This is a genomic window from Hwangdonia seohaensis (assembly GCF_031932625.1).
Classification (GTDB): domain Bacteria; phylum Bacteroidota; class Bacteroidia; order Flavobacteriales; family Flavobacteriaceae; genus Hwangdonia; species Hwangdonia seohaensis.
In genome coordinates this window covers 14,907-31,465 of the sequence record NZ_JAVSCK010000004.1, presented here as the reverse complement: position 1 = coordinate 31,465, position 16,559 = coordinate 14,907, and the positions used below count along the sequence as shown (strand labels likewise).

Sequence of the window (16,559 nt, the reverse complement as noted above, 5' to 3'; positions counted from 1 at the left end):
AAAAATATAAAATAATCGCATGAAGTACTATATTATTGCTGGCGAAGCATCGGGCGATTTACACGCCTCCAACTTAATGAAAGCACTGCAAAAAGAAGATGTTAATGCTAACTTTAGGTTTTGGGGCGGCGACCTTATGCAAAATGTTGGCGGTACTTTGGTAAAGCATTATAAAGAGCGTGCTTTTATGGGGTTTATTGAAGTAATTTTGAATCTCAATAAGATATTTAAAGACATTTCGTTTTGTAAAAAAGATATCGAATCTTTTAATCCGGACGTCATCATTTTTATAGACAATTCGGGGTTTAATTTACGTATTGCAAAATGGGCAAAACAAAAAGGTTTTAGAACCAATTATTACATTTCGCCACAAGTTTGGGCATCCAGGGCCAATAGAGTACACGCTATTAAAAGGGACATTGATGCGATGTACGTTATCCTGCCTTTTGAAAAAGAGTTTTATAAAAACAAATTTGATTACGATGTTACTTTTGTTGGGCATCCTTTAATTGATGCCATTGCCGACAGAACACAGGTTAACGAATTTGATTTTAGAACCACTTACAACCTAAGCAACAAACCAATTATTGCACTTTTACCGGGCAGCCGAAAACAGGAAATCACAAAAATGCTTTCTGTAATGCTTAGTTTAGCTAACCATTTTACAGATTATCAATTTGTTATTGCGGGGGCACCAAGTCAGGATTATGCGTTCTACAAAACCTTTATTAAAAACCCCAACGTTCGGTTTATCGACAATAAAACATACGATTTGTTAAGTGTTTCCACAGCGGCGTTGGTAACTTCTGGCACCGCCACCCTTGAAGCGGCCTTGTTTAAAATACCGCAAGTGGTATGCTATAAGGCCAGTAATATTTCGTACCAAATAGCAAAACGGATTATTACTTTAAAATTTATTTCTTTGGTTAATTTAATTATGGACAGAGAAGTGGTTACGGAGCTTATCCAAAATGATTTCAATAAAAAAAGACTGAAAAAAGAATTGGAATCAATACTGAGCTCTGAAAAAAGAAAGCAGCTATTTTTAGATTATTACGATTTAGAAAAAAAACTTGGAGGTAAAGGTGCTAGCGAGAAAACGGCTAAACTTATTTACAAATCCATTAAAGCATAAATATGAAGAAGTTTCTTTTAATACTTTTGTTAATGGCAGGCTTTAGCGGCTGCAAATCTTCGAAATCTGTAACAAAAAAACCGAAAGTAGTTGTTAAAAAACCCGAAACCGAACCACTTTATAAAGCTGAAAACATTATCGATTACGCTAAAAAATTTGAAGGCACACGCTATAAATATGGTGGCACCACAAAAAAAGGAATGGATTGTTCGGGCTTAATTTATACGGCGTTTAAAAGTGAAGCCATTTCGCTTCCCAGAACCACAAAAGCCTTGGCCATTACTGGCGATTGGATAGACCTAAAAGAAGTTAAAAAAGGCGATTTGCTATTTTTTGCTACCAAAAAAAACAGCCGAAAAGTGAACCATGTGGGCATTGTAACAACGTCGGAAGTGGGGCGCGTAGAGTTTATTCATTCAACCACAAGCAACGGCGTTATAACTTCGGAGCTATCCGAACGCTATTGGTATTACGCCTTTGTTCAAGCAAGGCGTGTTCTTTAAAAAAATATTTTACAGTGCTACGCTTTAAGAATTTAGAATCAAGGCTTGTCTCTGACTTTAACAAACAACGGCAACACCAAATTAAGCCAATTAGATTAGGTCTTTCTCGGTATCGAACAATTTTACTCGGATATTGTTGATTTCAAAATTCATTTGGGATTATAGTTTTTTTAGTAACTTTCGGTTGTATGAAGTTACTCAATTTCACCATTATTAAATTAACGTGTTTCTTAATTTTAGGAATCCTCATTTCGTACTTATTCCCTATTTCCATCCGTTTAAGTATATACATAACGGTGGGGTTACTGGTTATTTTATCTATCTTTTTTTTAATGGCAAGAAAACAATTTGTCAAAACCATTTGGTTTGGTATTGCTGCTTACATTTTAATGATTTTTATTGGGGTTTTAACCACGTCTTTTCATAATCAAAAAAACTTTTCGAATCATTATTCAAAATTTATTTCAGTTGAAAAAGATTCACTGGAAACCGTAACATTTAGAATTAGAGAAGTTTTAAAACCGGGGAATTATTACGATAAATACGTTATTGACATATTAAAAATCAACGACAAAATGGTTTCGGGAAAATCATTGTTAAACATTCAAAAGGACACGACGCAATCCGCATTAAAAGTAGACGATATCGTTATTGGGAATATCGCTTTTCAGAATCTTATTCATCCATTAAATCCACATCAATTTGATTATAAAAAGTACCTCGAAAAGAAATACATTTACCATCAAATATTTACTGTAAACACATCGCTTTTAAAGATAAGTTCCGATAGGCACACCTTATTTGGGATGGCCGATAATATTCGCGAACACATCAATTTAAAACTCGAACCCTATCATTTTAAACCCGATGAACTCGCTATAATTAACGCTTTATTACTTGGGCAACGACAAGACATTAGCGAAGAAGTTTACACCAGTTACACGAATGCCGGTGCTATACATATTTTAGCTGTTTCTGGATTGCATGTGGGTATTATTTTACTCATTTTAACCTTTGTTTTTAAACCCATTGAACGCTTAAAACACGGCAAACTTATTAAAGCCATTTTACTCGTTTTATGCTTGTGGTGTTTTGCTTTAATTGCTGGTTTGTCGGCGTCGGTAACCAGGGCCGTAACCATGTTTAGCATTGTTGCCATTGCCATGAATTTAAAGCGGCCTACCAATGTTTACAACACTTTGGCCATTTCCATGTTTGTCATTTTACTTTTTAAACCCTTGTTTTTATTCGATGTTGGTTTCCAGTTAAGCTACTTAGCCGTTTTTGCCATTGTTGCCATAGACCCGATGCTGTATAATTTATGGCGGCCAAAAAACTGGTTTCTCGACAAATATTGGCACACGCTTACCGTAACGGTTTCGGCACAATTTGGAATAATACCGGTTAGTTTATTTTACTTCCATCAGTTTCCGGGGTTGTTTTTTATTTCGAATTTGGTCATTATTCCATTTTTAGGGCTCATTCTAGGATTGGGAATTCTAGTGATTCTATTGGCAGCAATAAACATACTCCCAAACTTTTTTGCCGAAATTTACGGTTATATTATTAGCGGTATGAACGGTTTTGTGGGTTGGGTCTCTAAACAAGAAGCTTTTCTTTTAAAAGATATTGCTTTTGGATTAGTTTATGTTTTCACTTTCTATTTAGGCATTATTGCACTTGTGAAATTTTTGAAGAAACGCAGCTTCTCAAATTTAAAATTGCTACTCGTTTCGGTAATATGCATTCAATGTGCTTTTATTTATACACATTACAAAAACACTTCAAATGAATTTATAGTGTTTCATAAAAGTCGGTATAGTTTACTGGGAAACAGCGTAAACCACAGCCTTTTGGTTGCTCACGATTTTGATAGCTTAACGGCTTCAAAAAATAAAATAATAAAAGATTACACGGTTGGAAATCATATAAAAACCATTAAAAAAGATACGCTAAAATCTATTTATATTTTAAATGATAAAACGCTTTTAGTTGTTGATAGTTTAGGTGTTTACAATATCAAATCGTTTCAACCCGATTATGTGTTGTTGAGACAATCGCCTAAAATAAATTTGAATAGACTAATTGATTCCATAAAACCGAAAAACATCATTGCCGATGGCAGTAATTACAAATCTTACATTAAGCAATGGGAAGCTATTTGCGAAAAGAAAAAACTCCCTTTTCACCAAACCAGTAAAAAGGGAGCTTTTATTATTGATTATTAAAATGGATTCCCGATGTCTCGGGAATGACAAATTTTTGAAATCTTGAAATAAAAAATTTCAAGAAGCTAATTTTCAACCTTCAAATTCAGACTTAAACGCTTTGTAATAGGCATTAAACTCTTCTTGGGTCTTTATCGTTTTATGGTCGTCTTCTTTAAACATTTTTAGATATAACTCTAATTGTGCCGGAGTTTGGTAACCACGTAATGGAAAAATCAATTCACCCTTTTCATCAATAAATACGATGGTTGGGTATGCACTAACTTGAAAATATCCCGCCAATTCATGTGGCGTGTTACGTCTATTCGCATTTGCAGGATTATATCTAGGGTTAGAAAATGTTTTTTCTTTGTAGTTTACACTTTCGTTCCCTTCGCCATTAAACTTAACGGCATAATAATGTGCATTAACATAATCGGCAACTTCTTTATTTTGAAAGGTGTTGCGATCTAACAATTTACATGGGCCACACCAGTTGGTGTAAACGTCCATCATAATTTTTTTAGGGCTTTTCTTTTGAAGCTCTAAAGCCTCTTGAAAAGTAACCCAATTTATTTTTTGTGCGAAACCACTAGCCGATGTTAAAACGGCCAATAGTAATATAAGTACTGTATTTTTCATAGTAATCTAAGTTGCAAAATTTGTTCCGAACTTACAAAAAAAGCTCCTAAAGAGGAGCTTTTTGAATAATTTTTAACACTTTTTTCGATTAACGAACACCATGCATTAGTTTTTTGAGTAATGGGTTTAACAAAATGGAAATTAATCCAACTCCCATCGGAATTAAGGTAAATATTAAAAAGAAAGTACCAAGTGAATATTGTTCGGATATTTTATCAATCATGCCACCCATAGTTCCGGCAGCCTTTTGCCCTACTGCAATGGCTAAATACCAAACTCCAAACATAAAACCAATCATTCTGGCAGGCACCAATTTGCTTAAATACGATAACCCAACTGGTGATAAACACAGTTCTCCCATAGTATGTAATAAGTATGCTAATATTAAGAATACAATACTAACCGATGCTGTTTGAGCTCCTGAAGGAATGCCAGATGCTCCGTAGGATAAAATCGCAAAACCTAAACCTAACAAGATTAAACCTAAACCGTACTTCATTGCGGCACTGGGGTTGTATTTACTCTCCCACCATTTAGAAAACAAGGGCGCCAATGTTATTATAAAGAACGAGTTTAGAATACCAAACCAAGTGGCTTCAATTTCGTGACCTTCTTCGGTGAATTTATTTACCAATCTAAAAATAACCAAAAACCAAATTCCAGCGAACGCAATAGCTAATACAACGTTAGATAGTCCGATTTTAGCAAAGGTCTTTTTTACCAACAAGTAAAGCACCCAAGTAATAATAATTAAAGGTACAGTAGTTAATAAGGCGTCAACTATTTTAAAGATCATGGCAGAGTTTCCAACTAAGGTTCTATCAGTGTAATCTCTAGCGAACAAGGTCATTGACCCTAAAGATTGCTCAAAAAAGGCGAAGAAGAACACGGTAAACACACCAAAAATAGATACAGCAATAATTCTATCTCTAACAATAGGCAAATATCTGGCAATACGCGTTACCAGTAAAACTAAGAACAATGCCAAAGCTAAAAGCACTATAAAGCTAGAGCCACTTAAGCCACCAACTTCAAAAGGCATTAAACTAGTTCCTTCTATTTTCTCTAAAGGGTCATTAAAAAGATAGAGCAAGCCTCCTACGGAAGATAAAACAATTAATATTTTATCGAAAGCGGTAAACGGATTCAGTTTTTCATCAACAGCGGATTCTTCTTGTTCTTTAGGGGCTTCTTCATTAATATTCTGAGGAATTTCAACCACGTGTTTCAATGACGGTTTTCCCCCTACATTTCCAAACAAATCTTTAGCCAACCAAAATTGCAACATGCCTAAAAACATAAAAATCCCAGCTAAACCAAAGCCCCAAGGCCAACCATAATTTTCAGCCAAATAGCCACAAAGCATCATCCCAAAAAATGCCCCGGCATTAACACCCATATAAAAAATGGTATATGCGCCATCCTTTTTAGACTCCTTCCCCTTGTACATTTCAGAAATAATCGATGTAATATTTGGTTTGAAAAAACCGGTACCAATAACAAGCAAGGCTAAACCTATATAAAAAGACGAGGTAGTTTCTAAGGCCATAGAAGCGTGGCCAAGCGTCATTATTAAACAGCCAATAACAACGGCTACACGATATCCTGTAATTTTATCGGCAATCCATCCACCTATAATTGGCGTTAAGTATAACAGCGAAGCATAAGTACCAATTAAAGCCAAAGCATGTTCGCGGGGCCATTCCCAACCTGGGTTATCACTTATTATAGGCGCCGTTAAAAACAGCACCAATAAAATACGCATCCCATAAAAGGAAAAGCGCTCCCACATTTCGGTAAAAAACAATACAAATAATCCTGCTGGATGCCCTATTACCTTGTCTTTAAATAGATTTTCGATATCGGTATTCATAAAAAGAATATTTAATGGTTTTAATGAAGAAAACCCCATAAAAATTTATGAGGTTTTTAAATAGTTTATTGATTATCTGCTAATTCGAAACCTTCAGCCTCCTCATGCATTGTTCTTTCATTATCTTCGGCGCCATGGGTTAAAGTTTCCAGTTTCTTCCTGAATAACATCACTAGAACTCCAAACACCACACAGAAAACAGCTATTCCCGTAAATACCGTAAGCTCTCCCAAACCTTCAGCCGATTCGCCTAATAATCCCGCAAGTTTATTACCAAAACCAGTCATGGCAAAATAAACTCCCATCATTAACGAAGCATACTTCACTGGAGCAAGTTTTGTTATATATGATAATGCAACTGGAGAAATACATAATTCACCAACTGTGTGAAACAAGTAAGCCAGCACTAACCAATACATAGCGGAAGAACCCGTGCTGTTAAATTCTGAAGCTGCAGCCGACATAAAGAAAAACCCTGTTCCCATTATAATTAACCCAACTATCATTTTAAATAAAGAAGTTGATATTTTTCCTTTTAATTTTCTATTTGCCCAATAAAGAGCCACCGATGTTCCTAAGAAAATAATAAACATGGCATTTAAGGATTGAAACCAAGATGCAGGCACTTCCCAGCCCATGAGCATTCTATTGGTATTTTCTTTGGCATAAATATTCATTAATCCACCCGCTTGTTCGAATGCACCCCAAAAAACAATTACCAATAAAAATGATATAAACAGAACAATCACGCGATCCTTTTCTATTTTAGTTAAAGGTTTTTTCATCAGCTCTTTATCATCTGAATTTTGAGAAGCCCCAAGAAAGTTACCCACGTGCCTTAAATGTTTTTGTCCTACAACATACTGAATTAACCCTAATGTCATACCAATTCCGGCTAATCCAAAACCGTAATGCCAACCATGTACTTCGCCTACATAACCAACAATTAAACTAGATAAAAAGGCACCAACGTTTATTCCTATATAAAAGATAGTGAATCCCTTATCTCTTCGAATATCCCCTTGCTTATACAACCCACCAACCATAGTAGAAATGTTCGGTTTTAACATCCCAACTCCAGCTATGATTAAAGCCAAACCTGAATAAAAAGCCCACATTTGTTCAACAGCCAAAATACTATGGCCTGCAACTAATATTATTCCGCCATAAAGTACAGATTTTTTCTGCCCAAGAAACTTATCGGCAATCCATCCTCCGGGAATTGACATCACATAAACCAGCATGGTATACCAGCCGTAAAGCGCTAAAGCTTCTCCGTTGGTCCATCCCAATCCAGGGTTTGTATCAGATGTTGTCTGCACTAAATAAAGCACCAAAATAGCTCGCATTCCATAATAAGAAAAGCGTTCCCACATTTCGGTAAAAAACAGAACATATAACCCAACCGGATGTCCAAATAATTCTTTTTGTTTAATTGTAGCTGAATTTGCCATAAATTTATTGTTAGTTAGTTATTATTTTATCCTTTTATATCTACTTTTTTTGTTTCGTTTACTTTGGCTTTTTCTCGTTTATCGCCAAGTTTAGAATTTATAAAAGTAGTCATTTTTTTATAGAGGTGTAACCTTGTGTTTCCACCGTAAATACTATGATTATCGTCAGGGTAAACCGCCCATTCAAACTGCTTATCAGCATGAATTAAAGCCTCAACCAATCGCATGGTGTTTTGCAAATGTACGTTATCATCGGCAGAACCGTGAATTAACAAATAATCGCCCTTTAATTTATCGACGTGGTTAATTGGTGAATTATCGTCGTAGCCACTTGGGTTTTCCTGTGGTGTTGTCATGTAGCGTTCTGTGTAAATGGTATCGTAAAAACGCCAACTCGTTACGGGAGCAACGGCTATGGCCATTTTAAATACATCGTTACCCTTAAACAAGGCATTGCTACTCATAAAACCACCGTAGCTCCAGCCCCAAATACCTATTCTGCTGGCATCAATATACGGTAATGCTCCCAATTGTTTTGCGGCATCAATTTGGTCTTCAACTTCGTATTTGCCCAATTCATTTTGAGTCATCTTTTTAAATTGTGCGCCTTTAAAACCGGTACCACGACCATCAACACAACCCACAATATATCCTTGTTGCGCTAAATGCTGATACCAATAATCGTTTGAATTATTCCAACGGTTAGCCACCTGTTGAGACCCTGGACCCGAATATTGATACATTAACAACGGGTATTGTTTTGTAGCATCAAAATCGGCTGGTTTAACCATCCACATGTTCAAATCGTTACCGTTTACATGAATGGTGCTAAACTCTTTTTTTGAGGTTTTATAGTGGGAAAGTTTTTTGGACAACACATCGTTATCCTTGATGCTTTTAATGAGGTTTCCTGAAGATGCACTGTTTAACGTGTATTCCGGTGGCGTAGTGGCGCTTGAAAAGGTATTGATAAAATATGAGAAATCCGCACTGAATGAAGCATTGTTTGTGCCTTCGCTTTTTGTCAATCGCTTTTTATCGCGACCGTTTAATTTAATAGAATACACATCGCGATTTATTGAACCATTTTCAACAGATTGATAAAAAATCCTATTCGCTTTTTCATCATAACCATAGTAATCCGTGACTTCCCAATTGCCTTTGGTAACTTGGTTAATGAGTTTGCCCTCTTCAGAATAATGATAAATATGGTTGTAACCATCTTTTTCGCTGGTCCAAATAAAACTATTGTCTTCTAAAAAAGTTAGGTTATCCGTAACGTCAATATAGGCATCGTCTTTTTCAGCAAGTGTTAAATTGGAGGTGCTGGTTTTGGCGTTTATCAACCATAAATCCAATTCGTTTTGGTGACGATTCATGTATTGTGCACTTAAAATATCGGGGTTATTTGTCCATTCAATTCTAGGAATATAAAAATCGTAATACGCCTTACCTACTTTAACCGGGTTTGTTTTATTGGCATCCAAATGATACATATAAAGCGAAACCACAGCATTCTTTTCACCTGCTTTGGGGTACTTAAACACCTGCTGTGTTTGGTATAATCCGGTGCCGTAAACATCCATTGAAAACTCTGGGACATCGGTTTCATCAAACCTTATAAAAGCGATTTTATTGCTATCGGCGTTCCATTCAAAAGCGCGAACAAAAGCAAATTCTTCTTCGTAAACCCAATCGGTAATCCCGTTGATAATTTTGTTTTTTTCACCATCAAAAGTAATTTGGGTCGTGCTACCGGTATGTAAATCCTTAAAGTATAAATTGTTTTCAAACCCATAGGCAACCTTAGTACCATCGGGAGAAAACGTGGGTTCTTGAATTCTGTTTTCAGAAATTAAGGTTATGGATTTATCATCAATATCAAACACATAATAATTTCCTAATGTCGATCTTCTATAAATAGATTCTTCATTTGTGGCCAAAATAATTTTGCTTTCATCTTCGCTAAAGGTGTAATCGGTAAAATAATTAAGCTCGTTGATATCGGAAGAATTTACCAGCGTTTTTATCTTTTTCAACGTTTTATAATCGTAAATATCTATTGAAGTCGACCTCGTATATCTATCAAAATTCAACACCGAATATTGCTTCCCGTTTTTCATGGAATGCAACACATCCATACTGTTGGTGCTAAAGGTGCCATCCCAGATTTCGTTAAGTGTAATTTGCTTAGTTTGAGCCGATAAGATTAAGGTAGTGAAAAGACAAATAAATAAGGGCAATCGTAGAATTTTCATTTAAATTATTTTTTTGACAAAACGATGTCAAGTTTACTAAAAATTATGCAAAAAACCGACACTATTAACAGTTAAATGGACGAATGTGAAAACTAAGCCTTCAATTTTCATACCAAGAATGGTATATTTGTGCTGTAAATGAGTTAATAAATGAGCAAAACAATTTCTGGGTTTTCTAAGCTTTCAAAATCAAAAAAAATTGATTGGATTGTAAACACCTATTTTTCAAATACCGAAGAAGCAAAACGCGTTTTAAAACAGTATTGGAGCAGCAACGAAAAACTGCAACAATTGCACGACGAGTTTATCGAAAACACCATAACCAATTATTATTTGCCACTTGGTGTAGCGCCAAATTTTTTAATAAACAACACGCTTTATACCATACCCATGGCAATCGAGGAAAGTTCGGTGGTGGCAGCCGCAAGTAAAGCGGCAAAATTTTGGTTGGATAGAGGCGGCTTTAAAGCCACCGTTATGTCTACAACCAAAATTGGGCAAGTCCACTTTATGTACCATGGCGATTTTAATAAATTACAACGTTTTTTTAAGCATGTAAAACCAAAGCTTATTGAGGATGCAAAACCCATTACCAAAAACATGGAAGCCCGAGGCGGTGGTATTATTGATATTGAATTGCGCGATAAAACCAACGATATAAAAGGGTATTACCAATTGCACGGATCTTTTGAGACCTTAGATGCCATGGGCGCCAATTTTATAAATTCGTGTTTAGAACAGTTTGCGGATACTTTTAAAAACGAAGCTTTAGTATTTGACGGTTTTTCTGAAGATGAAAAGCACATTCAAATCGTTATGAGCATTTTATCCAATTACGTTCCCGATTGTTTAGTGCGCGCCGAAGTTAGCTGTAAGGTTGAAGATTTGAAGGAAGACGATTCGATTTCGGGAGAAGATTTCGCCACTAAATTTGTGCAAGCTGTTAACATTGCCGAGATAGAACCCTACCGTGCCGTAACGCACAACAAAGGTATAATGAATGGTATTGATGCTGTGGTTTTGGCAACCGGAAATGACTTTAGAGCTGTTGAAGCTGGGGTGCACGCTTACGCATCGCGGCATGGAACATACAGCAGCTTATCGCATTCAAAAATTGAGGGTGGCATATTTACATTTTGGATGGAAATCCCCTTGGCGCTCGGTACTGTTGGCGGCCTTACAGGCTTGCATCCGTTAGTAAAACTAGCTTTAGAATTGTTACATAAACCCTCTGCTAAAGAGTTGATGCAAATTGTTGCCGTTGCTGGTTTAGCACAAAATTTTGCGGCACTGCGTTCGTTAACCACAACGGGCATCCAACAGGGCCACATGAAAATGCATTTGATGAATATCCTAAACCAATTTGAAGCTAGCGATAACGAAAAGATCTTATTAACCGAACATTTTAAAACCAATACGGTAACCCATAGTGCAGTTGTTGAGGCTTTAAATAAGTTACGTAATGGTGCCTGAGGCTCTCGAAGGCACAAACCAACTAAAATGCAAAAAGGATACGTTTACATATTAGAATGTAGCGACGGAAGTTATTACACTGGAAGCACTATTGATTTAGAACTAAAAATTCAACAACATCAAAACGGTTTAGGTGCAAATCATACAAGAAAAAGGCTCCCAATAAAACTAGTTTATTGTGAGGAATTTGAAAACATAGGCGAAGCGTTTTATAGGAAAAACAAATACAAGGATGGAGTAGAGAAAAGAAAGAAACTTTAATAGAAAATAATTTTGAAAAATTGCCTTATTTATCTTTAGCTTATCGAGATAAGGTGTCTTCAGTGCCTCAGACACCACGAGTGCCTCAGACACCACGAAAATTTCAAATACAACACCTCAAATGGCTGAAAACTTAAACAATATAACATTTAATTCAAACGGAAAACTTTTATTAACGGGCGAATACGTGGTGCTCGACGGTGCTTTATCGTTAGCCATACCAACTAAATACGGACAATCGTTAGAGGTTGAACCCATAAACGAATCCAAACTTATTTGGAGAAGTTTGGATGAAAAAGGAAGTGTTTGGTTTGAGGATACTTTTGAAATTATAAAAAATGAGATTTCTCACTCCGTTCGAAATAACAACACTATTTCAGATAGATTGCTTCAAATATTAAATGCCACAAAACAACTCAACCCTGATTTTTTAAATAGTAATGGAGGATTCAAAATCACTACAAAACTAGATTTTCCAAGACATTGGGGGTTGGGCACCTCCTCTACCTTAGTAAACAATATGGCACAATGGGCGCAAGTTGATGCCTATAAACTTTTAGAAAACACCTTTGGCGGTAGCGGCTACGATATTGCTTGTGCGCAACACAATACTGCAATTACCTATCAATTATTTAACGAAGGAATACTAAAAAAACCTTTCGACTGCGCTCAAGGTGACACGATAAAACACGACAAAAAGAGAAACATTGACGAAATAGATTTTAATCCTTCATTTAAAAACCACCTATATTTTGTGTATCTCAATGAAAAACAAAATAGTCGGGATGGGATTGCGCAATATAAAAACTATAGATCAAATTTATCGGACTCTATTTCAGAAATAAACGACATTACCCAAAATATCATCTCTTGTAAAACACTTGAAAATTTTATATTTCTTATCGAAAAACACGAAAACATCATTTCAAAAATCATAAAACAAAGTCCTGTAAAAGCAAGCTTGTTTAACGATTTTAATGGCGGCATAAAAAGCCTTGGCGCTTGGGGAGGCGATTTTATTTTAGTGGCTTCCCTTAACAATCCTACACATTATTTTAGCCAAAAAGGATTTAAAACCATCATTCCGTTTGAGGATATGATTTTATAAATTACAGCATGTGCATAAAAAAAATAGAACCTATTAAAAATAAGTTCTATTTGATATGCTTTGTTTTTATTGTTTAATTAATCTACAGCATCTTCAACATCATCGGCTACATCTTCTACGGCATCCTCTACCTTGTCGCCTGTTGTTTCTCTACAACTTGTAAATACCGTTGAAATGGTAAATAAAATTAAAAATACTTTTGCTATTTTTTTCATTGTGATTGTGTTTTAAAGTTAATAATTGGCTTAGTGTTCTATCTACTTTTTAATAACACCTTTTAGTAATGATAAAATAAAAAGAACTATAAAAATAAAGAAGAAAATTTTTGCAATACCTGCAGATGCTCCCGCGATGCCTCCAAATCCTAAAACTCCAGCGATTACTGCGATGATTATAAATATTATTGTCCAACGTAACATAATTATATGGTTTTAATGGTTAATATTAAGAAATCCGACTATCGAATTCCATATTACAAATGTGGCATTTTATTTAAAGTTAGGTTAACTCTTATAAGGTTGATGTTAACGCAAATAAAAAGAATATCCTTTTTATTGAAATACAAAAAGACCCTGATATATTAGAAATACACCAAGGTCTCATTCACTAACCAACCAAGTTCAATATTAGTGTTATTATATAGTTTTTGTTGACTCAAATAGCCAAACTTTTAACTGTAATAAAATAATAAATTGTCTTTTTAAAATTTATGCGGATTTTAGCTTAAATCCTCTAAAGTTTTAATTTTAGATAAGCCGTTTTCAATTTTATTTTTTTGGGACTCTAAAATTGATTTTGTGCTCATGGGCAAGCTTGTTTCATTAATAACATCGCTATACTCTTCAATGGCCGATTTTTCACCTCGAATGGCTTCTTCGAGCATCGACTCTTCATTATCGGATGAGAATAAGGCTTTTACATCCATCCAGGTTCTGTGTGCCGATCCTTTAAGGCTTCCGCCTTTGTCTACATCTTGTCCAAAAGTTTTTATTTCAGATTTTAATTCGTGCCCAAAACCATAACGCTCTTGTGCTTTTTGTTTAAAATAAGATTTCAAAGCCGCGTTATCAACTTTATCTGCTGCCTTTTTAAACCCTTTTTCGGCATCGTAGGTTTTCTCCAATAAGTCATTTAACTTATCTCCAATTTCTTCTGTGTAAGTACTCATAATTATATGTTTTTATATTAGCAGTAATTTATTTTAAGATGCCTACTGGTTTACATCTGTGTTAATAACAACACATTTACTTTTGTTTGCTATTGTAAAATTAGCTAATGGCATGGCTTTTATTTAGTGCAAATCCATTAGTTATTAACTCATATCAATAAAATGCTACAGATTAGCATGCATATAATTGGTGTAATCTTTTGCTAAACTTTCCTTTTTGGTTTCAGAAAATACCTTGCCTGCTAATTGAAAAAACGTATGCTCCTCATCTTCTAAATGGTGCTCTACTTTGTGTTTTAAATCTTTGGCATACTTTAACCAAGCTGGAGAATCAAATTCTGTTTCCTCCAACTTCTCAATTAATTCGTCAATTTCATGATGCTCTGCAATACCGTGTCTCGCTTTTTCCTGCATCATATCATTACTAATTAAGGGTTTGTAAAAATGACGCTCTTCTGCATTGGCATGCACTTCCAATTCGTTTTTAAGCGCTTTAAAAGTTTGTTTCCCTTCTTTTGTATCTCCAGAGGTCTCAACTAATTTTTTGAGTAATTTTCTTTGCGTGTCGTGGTCTTTTCTTATGGCTTCAAATATGTTCTTCATTTTGTTTTATTTATGTTTTCTTGTCTCATTTTGCTTATTACCCAAAATTAAAACACTTAGTAGTTTAGGCTTTGTTCAATCAAAATAATGATTAACTCTAATGCTATTTTTATTAGCTTTTTCCGAACTTGCACTTTTATTAATCGTTTAATAAACTATCTTTAGCTTATTTTTTATTAAATAAGCAATTAAATGAAGCAAAGCCCAATGTTAATATGTATTCCGGATATAAGTGGTTTTACACAATTTATGAGCGAAACAGATTCTGATTTAAGCTCTAAAATTATTCCTGCTTTATTGAATAAAATTATTTATTCAAACGAAATTGGTTTAAAGGTTTCAGAAATTGAAGGCGATGCTGTTTTGTTTTATAAAGCCGGTAAATTACCGCCTTTAAAAATATTGGTAAATCAATGCATTTATTTTTACAAAGAATTTTACAAGCAATTACATATCTTAAAAGTAACGCACGATAACAACGAAGACAGCCATAAAACACCAAAAACCCTGGGGTTAAAAATTATTTTGCACTATGGGCATGAGATTGATACCGTGCAAATAGGAAAACACATAAAACTTATGGGAGAAGATGTTATTATTGCCCATAAGCTACTTAAAAATAAAGTGCCAAAAGACGAATATTTATTAATATCTGAAAATTTACTGCGGCAATACGATATGAATGAATTGGACAATAATTTATATTGGGGCGATTTAAAAAAAGGTGAAAATGTATATGAACATCTGGGAGAAATTAATTACACGTATATAGACTTAGAGCCTCTGTTACATTTAAACACATAGTTTTTTATGATAGAAATTGAAATCAAAGCCAACAATTCAAAAGAAATTCTTGAAGACATTCAGAACCATATTGGCGGCACCATACTTGAACTGTGGAGCGAATGTACCTTAATTGTTGATAACGATTTGGCAGAAGGCAGCATCCGTTTTATACCCTACGATTGGGGCGTAAACCTTTTGGATTACAACATTACATTTAAAGATGAAATAAGGCTTAAAATGCATGCCGATGCCTACAACCCCATTAGGTTTATTTATGCTTTAAGCGGTAGCTTTAAACATCGATTTGGCGTAGATAACAGAGAAGAGTTGGTAGAACCATACCATTCTTTAATATTCACAAACAAAAGCAGCGGCATTAACTATATTCATTTTCCTAAGGATACCAAACTAGAAATTAATGTTATTCAAATTATACGAAAACGCTTTTTGAAAAAGCGGACCACCAATGTCTCTACACTAAACAAAAAGCTTTATGAAATTTTTCTGGACACAGATCATGAAAACAGGTTTATCCACTATGGTACTTTAAACCTAAAAATGGCAGACCTGGTTAAAAAAACTCGAAATCTTAAAGCCAAAGGCATGCTCCGGGTTTTAAAAATTGAAGCTAAGGTTTATGAGATTTTAACCTTGCACATTCAGCGACATAACAAACTTCAGCAAGGTGTGCCCTTACCAACTTCGCTAATTAAAAGTGAGCTTATTAAGGTTAGAAAACTTGGTGAAGCCATATTAAAAAATCCTGCAAAAAATTATTCTTTAGAACAATTGGCATCAGACACCGGCTTATCTCAAGCAAAGCTCCAAGATGGTTTTAAATTTTTATACACGCGAACCGTAACAGAATATATTAGACATGTTAGGTTAGAATCCGCACGAAATTTAATATTGACAACAGACTTAAACATTTCTCAAATAGTTTATACCATTGGCTTTACCAGCCGAAGCTATTTTTCGAAAATATTTAAGGAAAAATACGATATAACACCAAATGAATACAAAAAACAAATAGTAACCCCGATAGCTGTTTAATAAAAAAAGCCTCGATAAACGAGGCTTTTTTATAT

16 protein-coding genes are annotated in these 16,559 nt (G+C 34.9%); 8 read left to right on the top strand and 8 right to left on the bottom strand.

Going from position 1 to position 16,559, the window contains the following annotated elements:
- Positions 1-19: 19 nt before the first annotated feature.
- The 3 genes from lpxB to RNZ47_RS12800 all read left to right on the top strand — a co-directional run bounded on the left by lpxB (position 20) and on the right by RNZ47_RS12800 (position 3,866).
- The gene (lpxB, locus tag RNZ47_RS12810) at positions 20-1,135 is read left to right on the top strand and encodes a lipid-A-disaccharide synthase (RefSeq protein WP_311940698.1); all 1,116 of its coding nucleotides are present in this window, start codon (positions 20-22) and stop codon (positions 1,133-1,135) included.
- A 2-nt stretch (positions 1,136-1,137) separates the two neighbouring features.
- Complete coding sequence (locus RNZ47_RS12805; RefSeq protein WP_311940694.1) at positions 1,138-1,638, top strand: C40 family peptidase; 501 nt, start codon at positions 1,138-1,140, stop codon at positions 1,636-1,638.
- A 188-nt stretch (positions 1,639-1,826) separates the two neighbouring features.
- The gene (locus RNZ47_RS12800) at positions 1,827-3,866 is read left to right on the top strand and encodes a ComEC/Rec2 family competence protein (protein ID WP_311940690.1); all 2,040 of its coding nucleotides are present in this window, start codon (positions 1,827-1,829) and stop codon (positions 3,864-3,866) included.
- Positions 3,867-3,938: 72 nt separating this feature from the next.
- Here the strand turns inward: RNZ47_RS12800 and RNZ47_RS12795 are convergent, their stop codons facing one another.
- The 4 genes from RNZ47_RS12795 to RNZ47_RS12780 all read right to left on the bottom strand — a co-directional run bounded on the left by RNZ47_RS12795 (position 3,939) and on the right by RNZ47_RS12780 (position 10,072).
- Positions 3,939-4,487: a thioredoxin family protein gene (locus tag RNZ47_RS12795; RefSeq protein ID WP_311940687.1), complete on the bottom strand. Its 549-nt coding sequence runs from the start codon at positions 4,485-4,487 to the stop codon at positions 3,939-3,941.
- Positions 4,488-4,575: 88 nt separating this feature from the next.
- Positions 4,576-6,360, bottom strand: coding sequence for a peptide MFS transporter (locus RNZ47_RS12790; protein WP_311940684.1), 1,785 nt, complete (start codon positions 6,358-6,360; stop codon positions 4,576-4,578).
- Positions 6,361-6,425: 65 nt separating this feature from the next.
- A complete protein-coding gene (locus tag RNZ47_RS12785; protein WP_311940680.1) occupies positions 6,426-7,814 on the bottom strand; it encodes a peptide MFS transporter in 1,389 nt (462 codons plus the stop codon).
- 26 nt (positions 7,815-7,840) lie between these two features.
- Positions 7,841-10,072: a S9 family peptidase gene (locus tag RNZ47_RS12780; protein ID WP_311940677.1), complete on the bottom strand. Its 2,232-nt coding sequence runs from the start codon at positions 10,070-10,072 to the stop codon at positions 7,841-7,843.
- A gap of 150 nt (positions 10,073-10,222) precedes the next feature.
- Here RNZ47_RS12780 and RNZ47_RS12775 point away from each other — a divergent pair, with 150 nt between their 5' ends.
- The 3 genes from RNZ47_RS12775 to RNZ47_RS12765 all read left to right on the top strand — a co-directional run bounded on the left by RNZ47_RS12775 (position 10,223) and on the right by RNZ47_RS12765 (position 12,914).
- The gene (locus tag RNZ47_RS12775; RefSeq protein WP_311940674.1) at positions 10,223-11,545 is read left to right on the top strand and encodes a hydroxymethylglutaryl-CoA reductase, degradative; all 1,323 of its coding nucleotides are present in this window, start codon (positions 10,223-10,225) and stop codon (positions 11,543-11,545) included.
- Between the two features lie 27 nt (positions 11,546-11,572).
- Entirely contained in the window at positions 11,573-11,806 is a 234-nt protein-coding gene (locus RNZ47_RS12770; protein WP_311940671.1) for a GIY-YIG nuclease family protein, read from the top strand.
- Between the two features lie 121 nt (positions 11,807-11,927).
- Positions 11,928-12,914, top strand: a complete 987-nt coding sequence (locus tag RNZ47_RS12765; RefSeq protein WP_311940668.1) for a GYDIA family GHMP kinase — start codon at positions 11,928-11,930, stop codon at positions 12,912-12,914.
- Between the two features lie 77 nt (positions 12,915-12,991).
- On the opposite strand, the gene RNZ47_RS12760 is transcribed toward RNZ47_RS12765, so the two are convergent.
- The 4 genes from RNZ47_RS12760 to RNZ47_RS12745 all read right to left on the bottom strand — a co-directional run bounded on the left by RNZ47_RS12760 (position 12,992) and on the right by RNZ47_RS12745 (position 14,685).
- Positions 12,992-13,129, bottom strand: coding sequence for a hypothetical protein (locus RNZ47_RS12760; RefSeq protein WP_311940665.1), 138 nt, complete (start codon positions 13,127-13,129; stop codon positions 12,992-12,994).
- 42 nt (positions 13,130-13,171) lie between these two features.
- The gene (locus RNZ47_RS12755; protein WP_311940662.1) at positions 13,172-13,333 is read right to left on the bottom strand and encodes a DUF1328 family protein; all 162 of its coding nucleotides are present in this window, start codon (positions 13,331-13,333) and stop codon (positions 13,172-13,174) included.
- A gap of 299 nt (positions 13,334-13,632) precedes the next feature.
- Complete coding sequence (locus RNZ47_RS12750; RefSeq protein ID WP_311940661.1) at positions 13,633-14,082, bottom strand: ferritin-like domain-containing protein; 450 nt, start codon at positions 14,080-14,082, stop codon at positions 13,633-13,635.
- Positions 14,083-14,247: 165 nt separating this feature from the next.
- Positions 14,248-14,685: a hemerythrin domain-containing protein gene (locus tag RNZ47_RS12745; protein ID WP_311940658.1), complete on the bottom strand. Its 438-nt coding sequence runs from the start codon at positions 14,683-14,685 to the stop codon at positions 14,248-14,250.
- Between the two features lie 192 nt (positions 14,686-14,877).
- Between RNZ47_RS12745 and RNZ47_RS12740 the strand changes: the two genes are divergently transcribed.
- Positions 14,878-15,489, top strand: a complete 612-nt coding sequence (locus tag RNZ47_RS12740; protein WP_311940654.1) for a DUF2652 domain-containing protein — start codon at positions 14,878-14,880, stop codon at positions 15,487-15,489.
- A 6-nt stretch (positions 15,490-15,495) separates the two neighbouring features.
- Positions 15,496-16,524: a helix-turn-helix domain-containing protein gene (locus tag RNZ47_RS12735; protein ID WP_311940652.1), complete on the top strand. Its 1,029-nt coding sequence runs from the start codon at positions 15,496-15,498 to the stop codon at positions 16,522-16,524.
- The last annotated feature ends 35 nt before the right edge of the window (positions 16,525-16,559 follow it).